This window comes from Sphingomonas cremea (assembly GCF_021502585.1).
Taxonomy (GTDB): Bacteria; Pseudomonadota; Alphaproteobacteria; order Sphingomonadales; family Sphingomonadaceae; genus Sphingomicrobium; species Sphingomicrobium cremea.
In genome coordinates, this window is the sequence record NZ_JAKFGM010000003.1 from 361305 (window position 1) to 377029 (window position 15725).

The following is a 15725-nucleotide window of genomic DNA, read 5'->3' on the forward strand; positions in this document are numbered from 1 at the left end:
CGGACCGACAGGAATTTATCTGATGCAACGCCTAGCAAAGCTTCTCCCTCCACTCGCCCTCGTCGGCGCACTGGCAATGATTCCAGTGGCGACCACGGCGATGGCTGCCGCCGAAACCGACACGCAGAAGGAGCTGGAGACTTTTTTCAGCGTATTTGAACGGGTTCGCGCCAATTATGTCGACAAGGTCGACGACCATACGCTGATCAAAGGTGCCATCGACGGCATGCTCGCCGCGCTCGATCCGCATTCAAGCTATGCCGAGGCGGCCGACTTTACCCAGCTCAAGACCACCACCGATGGAAATTACGGCGGTCTCGGCCTGACCGTTTCGACCGAGGATGGCGCGGTAAAGGTCATTGCCCCGACCGAGGACACGCCGGCCGATCGCGCCGGGATCAAGGCTGGCGACTACATCACCCACATCGATGGCGAATTCCTCTACGGCTTCACCCTGGACGAAGCGGTCGAAAAGATGCGCGGCAAGCCCGGCACGACGATCAAGCTGACCATCGTCCGCCCGGGCCGCGACAAGCCCTTCGACGTTTCGATCACCCGCGAGCGGATCGAGCTCAAGCCGGTCAAATGGGAAGTGAAGGACAATGTCGGTGTCATCAACATCAACGGCTTCTCGGCGCAGACTGGGGCACTGACTCGCGAGGCGCTGGTCGGGATCGACAAGGCGACCGGCGGCAGGGCGCTTGGTTACATCGTCGACCTTCGCTCAAACCCCGGCGGCCTGCTCGACCAGGCGATCGAAGTCAGCGACGCCTTCCTGGAGCAGGGCGAAATCGTATCCGAACGCGGCCGCGAGGCCAGCGATATCGAGCGTTTCTATGCCAAGCCCGGTGACCTTGCGAAAGGCAAACCGGTGATCGTGCTGGTCGACGCTGGATCGGCTTCCGCGGCCGAGATTGTCGCCGGCGCACTGCAGGATCATCGTCGCGCAATCGTCATGGGCGAGCGCAGTTTCGGCAAGGGTTCGGTTCAAAGCGTGATCCAGACCGGGCCGCAGTCGGCGCTGCGGCTCACCACCGCCCGCTATTATACGCCGTCGGGCAGGTCGGTGCAGGCTGGCGGGATCGATCCGGATCTTGCGGTGCCGCAACTCAGCGACGAGGATTACAAGTCGCGGCCCAAACTGCGTGAAGCGGACCTTCGCCGCCACCTGGTCAGCCAGGCGAAGATCAAGGACGAGGTGCTGGAAGACGACAGCACCCCGGATCCGCGTTTCACCGCCACCGCCGCGGAGCTCGAGAAGAAGGGCGTTAAGGACTATCAGCTCGACTATGCGCTGAAGACGCTCAAGCGGCTGGGACCGCCGCCAGTGCAGCTGGCCAAGACGGCCTCGCGCTAATGCTTGCTCCGCCGGAGCCGACGGGCGCGGCGCGCCTCAAACGGGCGCGCCTGTTGGCGCTGCTCGTTCCGGCCGCGCTGCTGGGCGGAGCCTTGGGCTCGCAATATATCGGCGGGCTCTACCCGTGCGAGATGTGCTATTGGCAACGCTGGCCGCACGGTGCCGCAATCCTCCTCGCCCTGGCGGCGATCCTCTCACCGGTTAATGCCCCCCGCACGCGCCCGCTCGTGCTGCTGGCCGCTCTGGCGATTGCGATTTCAGGCGCGATTGGCGTCTTTCACGCCGGGGTCGAGCTTGGTTATTGGGAAGGCATCACCCGTTGCACCGCGACCGGAGCGACCAGCCTGGAAGACATATTGAAGGTTCCGCTAGTTCGCTGCGACCAGGTGCAATGGTCGTTGTTTGGCGTTTCGATGGCCGGCTGGAACGCGATCTTTTCGCTCGGCGGCGCGGCGCTCATCGCAATTCTCGCGGGGCGCAGGAAATGATGAGTGGCTGGCGCCCCGGCGACAGGCGACCCGACCGGGAGTCGATGCTTCGGGTCAACCAGGCCGGCGAATATGGTGCGACGCGAATTTATGCCGGCCAGCTGGCGGTATTAGGCCGGAGCTCTCCCGCCGCTCATCAGATCGCCAGGATGGCCGCCCAGGAACAGCGTCACCTTGACCGGTTCGACCAGTTGATGGCCGAGCGGCGAGTCCGACCGACGGCCTTGCAGCCGTTGTGGAAAGTGGCAGGCTTTGCACTCGGCGCGGCCACGGCGCTGATCAGCGAAAAAGCGGCGATGGCTTGCACCGACGCGGTCGAAACCGAAATCGACCGCCACTATTCGGAGCAGCTCGTCGAATTGGGCGACGACGATCATGAACTCGCAGCCGACATCGCGGAATTCCAGGCCGAAGAAATCGAACATCGCGAAACCGCGCGGGCCCATGGCGCCCAGGAAGCCATCGCCTATCCACTGCTGACCGCCGCAATTCGCGCGGGTTGCAGGGTAGCAATCGAATTGTCGAAACGCATATGACTGGAACCGGGACGGCGAGTCGACCGCTTTGCCCTTACGAAGGACACATGTGATCATGTCGAAATTGCCGTATCTGACCCTTTCTGCCGTGACTCTGGCCGCAATGCTGCCCGCCTTGGTGGCGCCCGCGCCCGCATTCGCCCAGAACGGCAAGATAAGCGAGATTATCGTTTACGGTACCGACCCCTGCCCGCGTTCGACCGACGACGAGGTCGTCGTCTGCGCCCGCAAGCCGGAAGCCGAGCGTTATCGCATTCCCGAACGCTATCGCCAGACCGGCTCCCGCCAGTCGCGCGAGTCCTGGGCGAACCGCGCGATCGCCTTCGAAACCTATGGCCGTACCGGCATCAATAGCTGTTCACCGGTCGGTCCGGGCGGCTTCACCGGTTGCACGCAGCAGCTGATCAACCAGGCGGTCAAGGAGCGCAAGGAACAAGCCGCGGGCGCGGCTCCCCCGGAAGAATAAGCCTAGGCTCGAGTTTCTTCCGCAGCGATCCAGGCATTGATTTGCGCCTCCAGCGCGTCGAGGGGCACCGCGCCCTGCCCTAGTACCGCATCATGAAAGCGCCGGAGATCGAACTTGGGCCCAAGCTCCCTTTCGGCTTTTGCCCTGAGCTCGCGGATCTTGAGCTCGCCCAGCTTATAGGCCAGCGCCTGCCCTGGATTGGAAATATAGCGGTTCACCTCCGCATCGATATTGGCGTCGGTTAGGGTCGTATTGTCCTTCATGAACGCCACAGCCTGCTCCTTGGTCCAACCCTTGGAGTGGATGCCCGTATCGACCACCAGGCGAGAGGCGCGCCACATCTCATAACCGAGGCGGCCCATGTCCCGTTGCGGCGTGTCGTAAATCCCCATCTCAATCCCGAGCCGCTCCGAATAGAGACCCCATCCCTCGACGAAAGCGGTGAAGAAGGCAGTGTTCCGGCGCCAGTCGGGCATATCAAGCTCCTGCTGGAGCGCGATCTGCATGTGGTGACCGGGCACGGCCTCGTGGACCGTCAGTGCCGGGATTTCCCAGAACGGCCGCTGGTCGAGCTTGGTCGTGTTGACCAGGTAGAAGCCGGCAATGCCCGCGTCCGGACTGCCCGGCTGGTATCGTGCGGTGGTATCGCCCGGCGCGGTCGCCAGTGCCATCGGCCGAATGCCATAGGGCAATCGAGGCAGGCGGCCGAACAGGCTGGGCATCTTCCCGTCGATGGTCTTGGCCATCAGCGCGGTGACCTGGAGCAGTTCGTCAGGAGACTTGGCGAACCATTTGGGGTTGGTTCGCATGTCCGCGATCATCGCCTCGCGGCTGGCGAAGCCGGCCTTTTTGGCAACCTCGACCATCTCGGCGCGTATCCGCGCGACCTCTCTCAAGCCAAGCTGATGGATTTCATCCGGGGTCAGGTTGGTGGTGGTCTGCTGGCGAACCTGGAAGGCATAATATTCGCGTCCCTGGGGCATCGCCGAAACGCCGACGCTCTGCCGGCATTTGGCCTTGAGGTCACGGTCGTAAAGATCGGCAAAGGCCTGATAGGCGGGGTTGATCTTCGCGGTGATCAGGGCTTTTGCCCGGGCCTGAAACGCGGCCCACTCGGTCGCGGGGACATTCTCCGGCTTCTGGACGGCAAACGGCGTGTAGAAACGCGATTGGGTGGGGTCGGCGGAGATATTCCCGGTGATCGTTCCCGCGAAATTGGTCATGGTAACGCACGGTTGCACATAGCCTTCGCGCGCCGCCTTGACGCTGATCTCGCCATAGGAGCGCATCCGGTCGGGCACCAGTTCGAGCCGGGCGAGGTAATTGTCATAATCGCCAGCGGATCGGAACGGGATGCCATCAGCCATTCCCGCGAGGTAATCGTGATAGCTGCCGAGCGTCGAATAGAGCAGCTGCCGCTCGCCATAGCGATTGGCTTCGATTGCATCTTCCAGCTGGCGCTTGAGTACGGCCCGGTTGGCCTGGTCGGCAGGGGGTAGCGAGGCAGCTGAAATGGCGTCGAGCTGCTTGAGGAAGGCGGCCGCCTGCGCGGCCTGGCGATCCATTTCAACCAGGCTCAGCGGGCCGATTTGCCGGTCGTAATCCTTCACGCCCACCTGGGTGGCGAACAGTGGTGAATCGCGCAGTGTCGCCGCCCAATAATCGTCCTGCAGCTTCTGGAAATCCTCGACCGGCCCGGCCAGCGCCGGAGCAGCGAAGGCGAGCATGGTGGCGGCGAGCAGCGTGGTGCGGATGCGCATGGAAAATCCCTCCCCTTTTGGGAAACAGTTTAGGGAGCGATGGCGAGGCCGCAACCTGGCTTTCGACAAAGTTCGGAAGCTTCCTGTAACCGCCACGGCGTACCAAGCGTATACTCCACCAGGAGAATTGACATGAGTCGAACGATCAAGATCAGCCTCGCTGCTGCGGCGGCCGTTGCGGCGGTCGCGCTTCCGGCGGCGGTGTCCACGCGCAATGCGGCAGACAGCGGTGCCAAATTGCCACCTGCAGCGGTAGTCGAGCGCCCGGCGGGGACGCGCGAAGTGGCGGTCTTGGCCGGCGGCTGCTTCTGGGGCATCGAGGGCGTGTACGAGCATGTGAAAGGCGTGATAGACGTACGCACCGGCTACGCGGGCGGCTCGGCTCGAACGGCCAGCTATGACGCGGTATCTTCCGGCACGACCGGAAAGGCCGAAGCGGTACGGATCGTCTTCGATCCACAGCAAGTGGGTTATGCCGAGCTGCTCCGGATCTACTTCTCCGTCGCCCACGACCCGACCGAGGTAAACCGCCAGGGTCCCGACGTCGGAACCCAGTACCGCTCGGCAATCTTCCCCCAGACGCCCGCACAGGCGCGCGTTGCGCGGGCCTATATCGCCCAGCTGGGCAAAGCCGGCGTGTTCAAGCGGCCGATCGCCACCAAGATTGAGACAGGAGCCTTCGCCGAGGCCGAACCCTATCATCAGGATTTCATGCGGCGTAACCCGGCCTACCCTTACATCGTAATCAACGACCGGCCCAAGCTGGCTGCCCTGAAGCGCCAGTTTCCAGCCCAGTGGAAAAGTTGACGAATGAAGGCCGGCGAGATTTGCCGCCCGGCCTTACGACTAGATTTTGAAGCGCAGCGTCGCGCGCGCGGTGCGTGGGGCGCCGGGGTTCAAATTATTATCGGTGTGGACGAGGCCGATATAATGTTTGTCGAGAAGATTCTCGACATTGAGTTGCAGCGCAACCTGATCGGTGATCCCGATGTAGCCTGCGGCGTCGAGCCTGGTGAAGCCTGGCACCACCACGGCATTGCTGATCGAAGCGAACATCTTCGACTGGTGATAGATGCCGAGGCCCAGGCCAAGCCGGTCATTGACCTCATAGCGGCCCCAGAGCGAGGCAGTGAAATGCGGCACGCTGGCGACATCGCGGCCTTCGGCGGCTGCGGCAGTGGTCTTCGTGATCTCGGCCTTCTGTAGCGCTGCAGCGGCGGCGATCGACAGCCTGTCGGTGAGCTTGCCGACCGCACTCGCCTCGATCCCCTTCGATCGCTCCTCGCCTGTCAGCACTGTCTGCTGGGTGACCGGATCGGTCGCACGAGTGTTGGTGCGGTCCAGGATATAGGCCGTGAGCGTAACGTCGAGACCGGGCAGCGCCGCCCACTTCAGTCCGACCTCCCGATTTACGAACTTTTCGGGCGCCAGCGCTGCGGTCGTTGCGGTCAGGCTGGAAAATTGATCGCCCGATTGCGGCAGGAAGCTCTTCGACCAGCTGCCGTAGATCGACAGCGTCTCGACTGGCTTCAGCACCACGCCAAGACGTGGCGACCATTTGGAATCCTTGCGGCTGAGCCGATCGTCATTGATCCGGTTGTGAAAATCGAGCTTGAACCAGTCGCGGCGAAGGCCGGCGATCAGTTCGACATGGTCGCCCAGCTTGGCCTGGTCCTGGATATAGACGCCCCACGAACGGGCGTCGGTATCGGCGGCGGTCGCCGGCTGCGACGGATCGTCGCGGAAGGTGATTGGCGGCAGGCTATCGCTGTTGGCCAGCGATACGATCAGCCGCCGGCGGCTATTCTCGGTCTGGGCCAACGGGCTGTCATCGAAAAAGCCCTGCTGGCGGTCGGCGAAAGTATCCTGGCTGGCAAAATCGACACCGGCGAGAAGCGTATGATCGACAGGGCCAGTCGAGGCTTCGGCCACCAGGTCATTCTGGATCAGCACGGCATTGCGATTGGTCTTCGACTGATAGGCTTCCATGCGGAACAGGTCGCCGTTGACAACTGGAGTTGCGGCCATCGCGTTGCGGTAGAATTTGTCATAGTCGCCGACGCGCGCCTTACCGGTCCATTGAAGCCGGTCGGAGAAGCGATGCTTAATGGCCAGGTCGAACACATGGGCATCGAACTTCAGGCGGTTGACGTCGGGATCGCCGAAAAATTGGTCCTGCGCGCCCCTCAGCGGATGGGCGGGATCGTCGACGGTCGCCGGGCCACGGCCGCGAATGTCCGATGGAATGCCGCGGTCGACGACCCGGCGGTCATGCGAATATTCATAGGATAGGTCGACCCGCGTGATGTCATTTTCCCAGCCAAGGGTTGGATTGAGACCGATCCGATGCCCGTCGACATGATCGCGGAAGCTATTGAAATTCTCATAGGCGCCGTTGAATCGGCCCGACAGGCCGTGGCCGATGGGCATGTTGAGGTCTGCCTCGATACCCCAGGCGCCATGGCTATCGACCGCAAGCGAACCGGCCGCGAAGGTGGAATTGAGCGCCTTCTTGGTTACCCGATTGATGATCCCGCCGCCACCGCCGCGGCCGAAGATCATGGCATTAGGACCTTTTAGCACCTCGACCCGGTCGAGATTGTAGAGCCCGCGATAATATTGAACGTCGTCGCGGATGCCGTCGACGAAGAAGTCGGCGGTGGTGTTCTGGCCGCGCAGCAGGACCTGGTCGCGATGCCCTTCGCCCGATGCTGCGGTCGCGCCAGGAACAGTGCGTAGTACGTCCGCAATCGAGACCATCCCCTGATCCGCGATCTGCTGGGAAGTGATGACGCTGATCGCCTGCGGAATGTCCTGGAGCGGCGTGTCGGTCTTGGTCGCGGTGCTTGTATCCTTGGCATCATAACCGCCGCGATCGCCAATCACGACGATCGGGTCGCCGAGCTCCGCAAACTCGACCGCATCGCTTACCACATCCGCGGCCAGTGCCGGCGCGGCAAGTGCAGTAGTGGCAAGCAAAGCGGCTACGCAGACGCGAAACATCGATGGATTCCCCTAGAACCGGATGGTCTGAGGGGCGACTAGCGTTACTGATAGTCATTCGCAATAGCGAATCTTTCCCGAAATGATTTAATCCTTGCGACGTTCCAGGTTCAACGGCAGGCCGCCAGCAGGACGCAGGGTCACCATCCCTGCTGCCCTCGCCGGATGACCCGAATCGATGAAGCGCCACTCGCTCAGCCAATGCGCGAGAATGGTCAGCGCTTCGATGGTTGCGAACTGCGCGCCGACGCATATCCGGCCGCCCCCGCCAAAGGGCAGATATTGGAATCGATGGCGACCACCTTTGTCAGCGAAGCGGTCGATTTCAAAGCGGTCGGGATCGTCCCAATATTTCGAATGACGGTGCAGCAACCAGGGCCAGATCGACACAATGTCCCCGGGAGCCACTTCTGCGTCACCGATCCGGTCGACGGCCAGCGCCTGCCGATCGAAGCGCGGTACCGGCGGATAGAGGCGAAGCGATTCCATCAGGAACAGCCGAAGCCTCGGCAAGCGATCGGTTAGCCGCTCGGCTTCCTCGCCGGCCTCCGTCGCCGCCTTTGCTTCGGCGGCAAGCTCCTCCTGCAGCTCCGGTTGTGCGGAGAGAAGGTATAGAGTCCAGCTGAGCGCGTTGGCCGTCGTCTCGTGACCGGCGAGATAGAAGGTCGCCGCGTTGTCGACCGCCAGCGCCCGCGCCTCATCGTCAGGAAAGCGCTGGCGAAGCGCATCGATCATGCCGGTAAGGAAATCGCCCGCCACGCGCCCGTGCCAGCGATCGTCGACCACTTCGGCGAGCGTTCGCCTGAGAAAGACCTGCCCGCGCTTGCCGGCGCGCCCCTTCGGGGTAATCGGGAATTGCGGCAGGCGGAGCAGTGCCAGCATCCGCGCCTCGGAGAAACCCTCGATTGCCGCCGCGATATGCCGCATCGATTCTTCCGATATCAGCCGCGGATCTCCTCCGAACAGCGCCAGGGCGATGATCGTCATCGTGGTCCGGGTCGATTCGGCGGCCATGTCTCGCCGCTCGCCGTGTTTCCAACCGCTCATTGCCGACCGTGCCGCCTCGACGAATTTGCCGCGCTGTGCATCGACCGCCGCCGGCGAGAAGCTTGCCGCGACAATCCGCCGCTGGTCGCGCCACAGGTCGCCGTCCGACGTCAGCAGGCCGCGGCCAATGATCGGATTGAGCAGGTCTTTGACGATGTCGGGCTTCACATAGGCGGCAGGATTATCCAGCAGCACGTGCTGAACCATGTCCGGATCAAGCAGGATGTGAACGGTAAAGCCGAGGATGTTGCGCTTCAGATAGTTGGTTTCGAAGGCGAATTGCGACCAACCATAAACCGAGGTGCGTGCCCTCTCGCCGAAGAAACCGCGCCAGGTCGCAACCGGACGTGGCTGGCGCGGAGGATAAGGCGGGATGAACGGGCGGGTCACTCCGCCGCTAATAGCTCCTCTGCCCCACCGAGGTCGACCGAAACCAGGCGACTGACGCCGCGCTCGATCATCGTCACGCCGTAAAGGCGATGCATCCGGGCCATGGTCACCGCATTGTGAGTGACGATCAGGTAGCGGGTATCGGTCTCCCCGCTCATGCGATCCAGGAGATCACAGAAACGGTCGACATTGGCGTCATCCAGCGGTGCGTCTACCTCATCCAGCACGCAAATCGGCGCAGGATTGGTCAGGAACAGCGCAAAGATGAGAGCAACCGCGGTCAGTGCCTGTTCGCCGCCCGAAAGCAAGGTCAGCGCAGAAAGCCGCTTGCCCGGCGGTTGGGCCATGATTTCGAGTCCGGCCTCGAGAGGGTCATCGCTCTCGACCAGTTCCAGATGCGCCTGGCCGCCATCGAACAAGGTGGTGAACAGGCTGCGAAAATGGCCGTCGACCTTTTGGAACGCATCGAGCAGCCGAACCCGCCCCTCACGGTTGAGGCTGCCGATTGAGCCGCGCAGGCGGAGGATCGCCTGGGCCAACTCCTCCTTCTCGGCAACATTGGACTCGCGGCTGCTATCGAGCTCGGACAACTCCTGCTCGGCAACCAGATTGACGGGCCCGATCCGCTCGCGTTCGGCGGTCAGCCGGTCGAGCACTTCCTTCTCGACCTCCGGATCGCCGAGATTGTCCGCGTCGAAGCCCAGCCGTTCGGGTAGCAACGGCGGCGGGCACTCGAACCGCTCTCCGCAAACCCGCGCATATTCCATTCGGCGCCCGATCTGGGCTTCGGCGCGAGCCGCCGCTCCTGCACGAGCCTCGCGCGCCGCTGCAAAAGCCTCACCTGCTTCGGCCAGTGCCTGCCCGGCGATAGCGACCGCTTCCTGCGCGTCGCGTTCGGCCGCGGCCGTCTTCGAAATTTCCGCTTCGCTCTCGCCAGCTGCTCTTTCAAGCCGTTCGATGTCGGCAGCATGGCGTTCGGGCTCGTCAGCCAACTCCTCCTGCTCTTCCTCCATCGCCATTGCTCGAGCGGCCGTCTCGGCAAGCCGCTGGTCGGCCTGCAATCCCCGGGTGCGCCATTCTCCTGACTCGCGCCCTGCCGCAGCATGACGCTCGCGGTCAGCGGCGGATTCGCGCGCCCGGGTAGCCGACCGGGCCCGGCAATCAGCTACCGCCTCGCCCGCAGCGGATGCCGCGGCCCGCGCTTGCTCAACCTCGGCCTGGAGCGCATCCGGATCCGGCAGCGCGGCAAGGCCCCGTCGCGCTACTTCGACCGATTCCTGCGCAGCTTCGGCCAGCGGAGCGACGTCGGATCGACGCTCCTCCAGCCCACCGCGCTGCGCATCCAGTCGCTCCAGCGCCGCTGCAGCCGAATCTCCAGAGCGGATTGCGTCGCGACTGGCCCGCTCGGCGTTGGCGGCCGCCGCTCGCGCAACCTCGCCTTCACGCCTGTGCGCTTCAACGGCAGCCGAAGCGCTATCTCGAACCGCCTCAGCGTCGGCGACAGCCTGTTCCAGTCCAGGCAGCTGCCGGTCGATTTCGGCCAGCCGGTTTGCGCGGAGCAATCGCTCTGCGGCCGCGGCGCCGCTGCCGACGCTTACGAACCCGTCCCATCGTCGCAAAATGCCGTCACGGGTCACCAGCCGCTGTCCAACTGCAAGCTGCTGGCCGCCGTCTTCATCGGCAACGCCGACCTGAGCGAGCCTCCGATGCAGCGCTGACGGTGCCTCGACATGATCGAGCAACCGATCGAGCTCGGGAGCTAGGGGTGGATCGCCCGCTTCCGCCTTGCTCCCCTGCCAGCGCCGGGGCCCATCGGTCCCAAGGGTCGCATCGATATCCTCGCCCAGCGCAGCCGCCAGCGCGCGCTCATAGCCGGGTGAGGCCTTGAGCTCGGCCAATGCTGCACCGCCGCCATGGTCGAGCGCCCGAGCCAAAGCATCACGCTCCGCCTTTGCCGCGCTCAGGGCAGCGCGGGCAGCGGCCAGCTTGCTTTCGGCGACGTCCCGGCTGGTGGCGGCTTCGGCCCGTTGCTGTTCCGCCAGGGCCAGCGCCGCCTCGGCACCTGCCAATTGGGCGGCAGCTTCCTCGGCCGCCTTGCTGGCCTCTTCGATGGTCTGTCGTTCCGAGGCGCCGTCGCCGATCGCCGCAAGCTGTTGCGCCAACCTCTCGCTTTCCACTGCAACCCGGCCCGCCTGCGCATGGGCAACTTCAAGTGCCGCCTCAGCGACCCGCCGTTCGGCGCGCATCGCGGCCTCGCGGGCAAGCACCCCAGCAAGCGCCGCCTCGGCCTCTCGCGAGACGGCCTCCGCCTGCGTCAGCTCCGCGGCGATTCGGGCGGCGATGGCTTCGCCGTCTGCAAGCCGCTCCTCGATCGCGCGACGTTCCTGGTCGAGCGTTTCTACAGCCCGGGCCGCGTCGGCCTTAAGCGCAACTTCGCGGGCCGTTTCGGCCGATAGCGCCTTGGACTGCCGCTCAAGCTCCGCCAGCCGCCGGACCACCGTGTCGCGCTTGGCGCGCGCCGTCGCAAGCTCATGCGCCAGGGTCCGGCCTGCGTCGCGAGCAGCGACGGCGGCATCACGCCGTTCGGCAAGTACAGCGGCAACTTGTTCCTGCATCGCCTGCGCGACCTGTACCGACTGCTGGAGCCTTGCGACCTCCACTTCTGCGGCCCTGGCTTCCTCAGCCGCCTCGGCGGCGGCACGGTCAGCCTCCGCCCAGCGGGCGTAGACCAGCTTGCCTTCCGCCAACCGGATGCGGTCGGTCAGCGCTCGATAGCGTTCGGCCGCCCGTGCCTGGCGCCGGAGGGCAGAAGCACGGACTTCTTGCTCGGTGAGCAGTTCGTCGAGGCGCTGAAGATTCGCCTCGGTCGCGCGAAGCTTCTGCTCCGCATCCTTGCGTCGTGCGTGAAGGCCGGAGATGCCCGCCGCTTCCTCGAGCATCATCCGGCGCTCGACCGGCTTGGCGGCGATCACCGCGCCGATCCGACCCTGGCTGACCAATGCCGGGGAATGCGCGCCAGTCGCCGCGTCCGCAAACAACAGCGATACGTCCTTCTGCCGAACGTCGCGGCCGTCGATCCGGTAGGCGGACCCCGCGCCACGCTCAATCCGCCGAGTGACCTCGCTTTCGCCTTCGGCCTCTTCGTCGTCAGCGGTGCGTTCGATCAGCAACGAAACCTCGGCGAAGTCTCGTGCCGGGCGAGTCGCCGTGCCGGCGAAGATGATGTCCTCCATCCCGCCGCCACGGAGCGACTTGGGCGAACCTTCGCCCATCACCCAGCGGATCGCTTCGAGCAGGTTCGACTTGCCGCAGCCGTTGGGGCCGACGACCCCCGTCAGCCCCGGCTCGATCCTCAGCTCGGCAGGCTCGACGAAGCTCTTGAAGCCGCTGAGTTTCAGCCGGCGAAAGCGCAACCTGTCGAACCCCCTTCCCCTTGATCCATTTTAGCTTGCGAGCGCTTCCTTCAGCTTGGGCTCGAGCGCCTCCCATGTGGCGGTCTGATCGAGCAGCGATCCGTTGAGCAGGAAGGAGGGAGTGCCGGGAATGCTGTAGGTGGTCGCAGCGTCGGAATTCATCTGGACCAGCTGGTTCACCTCTGCCTCATTTGCCAGGCACTGATCGGCCTTGGCCCGCGGCACTCCGCGCATGGATGCATATTGCTTGAGCCCGCCCAGATCGGCGATTGCCGCGAATTGCTGCGCGGGAGGCATTGCCTGGAGCGCCTGCACCTTGGCCGGATCGGCGGCCTGGATCTTGCCGACCCAATCCTTCTGATCGGTGAAGAGGTTACGCGTCAGGCCGAAGAAGCTCGCTTCGCCGCCGCAGCGGGCGAGCAAGGTCGCGGTCATGTCGAACGGATCGCGGACGAAATTGCGGAATTCCCAGCTGACCAGGCCCTTCTTCACATAATTGTCGACCAGCGCCTTGCCGCCCAGATGCTCGAACTCGGCGCAGTGCGGGCAGGTCAGAGAGCCAAATTCCACCAACTTCACCTTGGCGTTCGGATTGCCCATTACGAAGCCGCCTTCTGGCGTTTTCCTGACGACGGTCGACCAGTCTCCATTGTTGGGCGCGGGAACGGCGGCAGCGGTAACCTCGGTAGTGCTGCTGTTGGCGGCGCCCTTTTCGGCATTGCAGGCGGTGGCGAGCAGGGCGGCGGAAGCGAGGGCCAGGTAGGAAATCTTCATAACGTTCATTTGCTCCGGATCACGGGAATGGTGGGATTGGGAATATTGTCGACTGCCGGAACGCCACGTGAACCGGCCAGCTTGGAGGCCAGTGATTCGAGGCAGGCGCGAAGTTCGGGATCGGCGATCTGGCGCAGGCCTTCGCCCAATTCCTTGGGCACGGGTGCGGCGGCGGGCCGGACCGGTCTTGGCTCCGGTTTCACGGCGCGGCCCTGGCGGAAAGCAACCTTGTCGATAGCTTCATAACCGAAGAAGCGATTGACCCGTTCGATGATCAGCGGCGCCAGATGCTGGATTAGCGGAGCATGCGCGCCTTCGACGTTGAGGGTCAGCGTGCCGGCGGATCTCTTGCCGGCGGGAAAGCGGATCGATTCGGGGGTCGACACCTTGGCGTAGCGTTCGCCGACGATTTCGCCCCAGCGGCTAACCACTGCGCCCTGGACGAAGCCGAAGCGCTTGAAGGTCAAGCCTGCAACGTCACCCACCAGGTCGCCGGCCGAACGGGCATGGCCGCGGCGCGGAGCTTCGTTGGCAGATTCAGAACGCGGGGACTTCGCCATCGCCGCCGACCATGCCATAGCGTCTTCATGCCCGCCAGTGCTGCAAAGCAGCTACTTGACCATTATGATCGCCACGCACGGGCCTTGCCCTGGCGAAGCCCTCCGGGAAGTCCGCCTCCCGACCCCTATTTCGTCTGGTTGAGCGAGGTCATGCTGCAGCAGACGACGGTTGCGACGGTCACGCCGCGTTTTCGCCGCTTAATCGAACGCTGGCCGACGATCGATGCACTGGCGGCAGCCCCCGACGAAGAGGTGCTGATGGAATGGGCCGGGCTTGGCTACTACGCCAGGGCGCGCAACCTCATTGCCTGCGCCCGGGAAGTCGCGGCGCGAGGCGGCTTCCCGCCATCGGAATCCGAACTGCGCAAGCTTCCCGGCCTCGGTGCTTATACCGCCGCCGCGGTTGCAGCGATTGCCTTCGGAGCGCGCGCTGTGGTGATCGACACCAACGTTGCGCGGGTGATCGCCCGCTACCGTGGCATCAAGCAGACATTGCAGGAGTCGCGCGACGACATCCGGAAACACGCCGACGCGATGACCCCGACCGACCGGCCGGGCGATTTTGCCCAGGCGATGATGGATTTGGGCGCAACAATCTGTCGACCAAGGCGGCCTGCCTGCTCGATTTGTCCGCTGTCGGCAGATTGCCTGGCCCTCGCCAGTGGCGCGCCGGAGGAGTTTCCCGCGACCAAGCTGAAACGGGAGCGTCCGCATCGTCACGGCCTCGCCTGGTGGATCGAGCGCGACGGCGCAATCTGGCTGGTTCGTCGCCCCGCCAGGGGCATGCTGGGCGGAATGGCCGCACTGCCCGGACCGGAATGGGGCGATGATGTCCCGACGGTCCAACGCCAGGCAAGCATCTCGCATGGCTTTACCCACTTCACACTTGAACTGCATATTGCCAGGCGGGCCGAGCCTGTTGGAGAGGGTTGGTGGCAGCCCATCGATCACCTGGCGGAAGCGGGACTGCCGACGCTTTATGCCAAGGCGGCTGGAACCATGCTCGAACGAAAGGAAGTTCTTGCCGCCTGACCCATTCTTCGCAGGCCCAGGGCTCGATCGCGCCGACCATCTCCGCGCCGACCCCGTGGCTATTTTGGCCTTGCTCTGCGACGGCGAGGCAAGGGAGCTCGTATGGGACAACGGCGCCCCTGCAATCGACGAGCAGGGCAAGCTGCGCTGGGGGCCGATCGTGGGCGATCCTCCATTGTTCCTCGGCTTCGATGGTCCCTCCCCTCGCTTCTCTTCGCTGCCTGATGGCAATGCCCCGATCGACGCCCGAGCTCATTTCCAGCTTCTGTCGCAGCTCGACGCCGCGGAGGCGCCGACTTTCGCTGCGGCGCTCAGCCTCGCCAACTGGCATCGCCGTCACGGCTATTGCTCGGTCTGTGGCACCGTCACCGATCCCAATCGCGGCGGCTGGTCGCGCAAGTGCGGCAACTGCGGCGCGGAGCATTACCCGCGCGTCGACCCGGTGGTGATCATGCTGGCCGAGCATGACGGGCGCTTGCTGCTCGGCCGCCAGCCTCATTATCCGCCGGGCCGCTATTCGGCGCTCGCCGGGTTCGTCGAGCCTGGAGAATCGATCGAGGACGCGGTCGCCCGCGAGATAAAGGAAGAAGCCGGCATCGCGGTCGTCAATGTCACCTATCTTTGCAGCCAGCCCTGGCCGTTCCCCTCATCGCTGATGGTCGGCGCCCATGCCGAGGCGCTGGACGATTCGCTGACCATCGACACGAACGAGCTGGACGACGCCCGCTGGTTCAGCCGCGAAGAAGTGGTTGCGGCACTCGACGGCGGTCCCGCCGCGTCCTTTCAAGCACCGCCGCACTCGGCAATTGCGCGGACCCTGCTGGAACGTTGGGTCGACGGCTTGAAGTAAGGGGGAGTGGGCCTTAAAGGGCTGCACCAAATCCAACCAAATTCGGCTC

The 15725-nt window shown here is 64.2% G+C and carries 13 protein-coding genes; 7 read left to right on the forward strand and 6 right to left on the reverse strand.

The features are described 5' to 3' along the window. Nucleotides 1-22: 22 nt before the first annotated feature. The 4 genes from LVY65_RS12080 to LVY65_RS12095 are packed head-to-tail and all read left to right on the forward strand — an operon-like array spanning nt 23 to nt 2847. Complete coding sequence (locus LVY65_RS12080; RefSeq protein ID WP_235068502.1) at nt 23-1357, forward strand: S41 family peptidase; 1335 nt, start codon at nt 23-25, stop codon at nt 1355-1357. Then, nucleotides 1357-1845: a disulfide bond formation protein B gene (locus tag LVY65_RS12085; protein ID WP_235068503.1), complete on the forward strand. Its 489-nt coding sequence runs from the start codon at nt 1357-1359 to the stop codon at nt 1843-1845. The genes LVY65_RS12080 and LVY65_RS12085 overlap by 1 nt, the downstream gene beginning before the upstream one ends. Next, a complete protein-coding gene (locus tag LVY65_RS12090; RefSeq protein WP_235068504.1) occupies nt 1845-2381 on the forward strand; it encodes a demethoxyubiquinone hydroxylase family protein in 537 nt (178 codons plus the stop codon). Before LVY65_RS12085 ends, LVY65_RS12090 begins: the two co-directional genes overlap by 1 nt. A 55-nt stretch (nt 2382-2436) precedes the next feature. Further along, nucleotides 2437-2847 carry a hypothetical protein gene (locus LVY65_RS12095; protein ID WP_235068505.1) on the forward strand — a complete coding sequence of 137 codons (411 nt, stop codon included), beginning with the start codon at nt 2437-2439 and terminating at the stop codon, nt 2845-2847. Nucleotides 2848-2849: 2 nt separating this feature from the next. Here the strand turns inward: LVY65_RS12095 and LVY65_RS12100 are convergent, their stop codons facing one another. Continuing rightward, entirely contained in the window at nt 2850-4607 is a 1758-nt protein-coding gene (locus LVY65_RS12100; RefSeq protein ID WP_235068506.1) for a DUF885 domain-containing protein, read from the reverse strand. A 132-nt stretch (nt 4608-4739) separates the two neighbouring features. On the opposite strand from LVY65_RS12100, the gene msrA reads away from it, so the two are divergent. Continuing rightward, nucleotides 4740-5414, forward strand: coding sequence for a peptide-methionine (S)-S-oxide reductase MsrA (gene msrA, locus LVY65_RS12105; protein WP_235068507.1), 675 nt, complete (start codon nt 4740-4742; stop codon nt 5412-5414). 39 nt (nt 5415-5453) lie between these two features. On the opposite strand, the gene LVY65_RS12110 is transcribed toward msrA, so the two are convergent. The 5 genes from LVY65_RS12110 to LVY65_RS12130 all read right to left on the reverse strand — a co-directional run bounded on the left by LVY65_RS12110 (nt 5454) and on the right by LVY65_RS12130 (nt 13794). After that, a complete protein-coding gene (locus LVY65_RS12110) occupies nt 5454-7610 on the reverse strand; it encodes a TonB-dependent receptor (protein ID WP_235068508.1) in 2157 nt (718 codons plus the stop codon). 87 nt (nt 7611-7697) lie between these two features. Continuing rightward, nucleotides 7698-9047, reverse strand: a complete 1350-nt coding sequence (locus tag LVY65_RS12115; RefSeq protein ID WP_235068509.1) for a cytochrome P450 — start codon at nt 9045-9047, stop codon at nt 7698-7700. After that, complete coding sequence (gene smc, locus LVY65_RS12120) at nt 9044-12460, reverse strand: chromosome segregation protein SMC (protein ID WP_235068510.1); 3417 nt, start codon at nt 12458-12460, stop codon at nt 9044-9046. The genes LVY65_RS12115 and smc overlap by 4 nt, the downstream gene beginning before the upstream one ends. 30 nt (nt 12461-12490) lie before the next feature. Next, nucleotides 12491-13243 carry a thioredoxin domain-containing protein gene (locus tag LVY65_RS12125; RefSeq protein ID WP_235068511.1) on the reverse strand — a complete coding sequence of 251 codons (753 nt, stop codon included), beginning with the start codon at nt 13241-13243 and terminating at the stop codon, nt 12491-12493. Then, the gene (locus LVY65_RS12130) at nt 13240-13794 is read right to left on the reverse strand and encodes a DUF721 domain-containing protein (RefSeq protein WP_235068512.1); all 555 of its coding nucleotides are present in this window, start codon (nt 13792-13794) and stop codon (nt 13240-13242) included. Before LVY65_RS12130 ends, LVY65_RS12125 begins: the two co-directional genes overlap by 4 nt. A 27-nt stretch (nt 13795-13821) precedes the next feature. Here LVY65_RS12130 and LVY65_RS12135 point away from each other — a divergent pair, with 27 nt between their 5' ends. After that, the gene (locus LVY65_RS12135; RefSeq protein WP_235068513.1) at nt 13822-14826 is read left to right on the forward strand and encodes an A/G-specific adenine glycosylase; all 1005 of its coding nucleotides are present in this window, start codon (nt 13822-13824) and stop codon (nt 14824-14826) included. Continuing rightward, nucleotides 14816-15676: an NAD(+) diphosphatase gene (nudC, locus tag LVY65_RS12140; RefSeq protein ID WP_235068514.1), complete on the forward strand. Its 861-nt coding sequence runs from the start codon at nt 14816-14818 to the stop codon at nt 15674-15676. Before LVY65_RS12135 ends, nudC begins: the two co-directional genes overlap by 11 nt. The last annotated feature ends 49 nt before the right edge of the window (nt 15677-15725 follow it).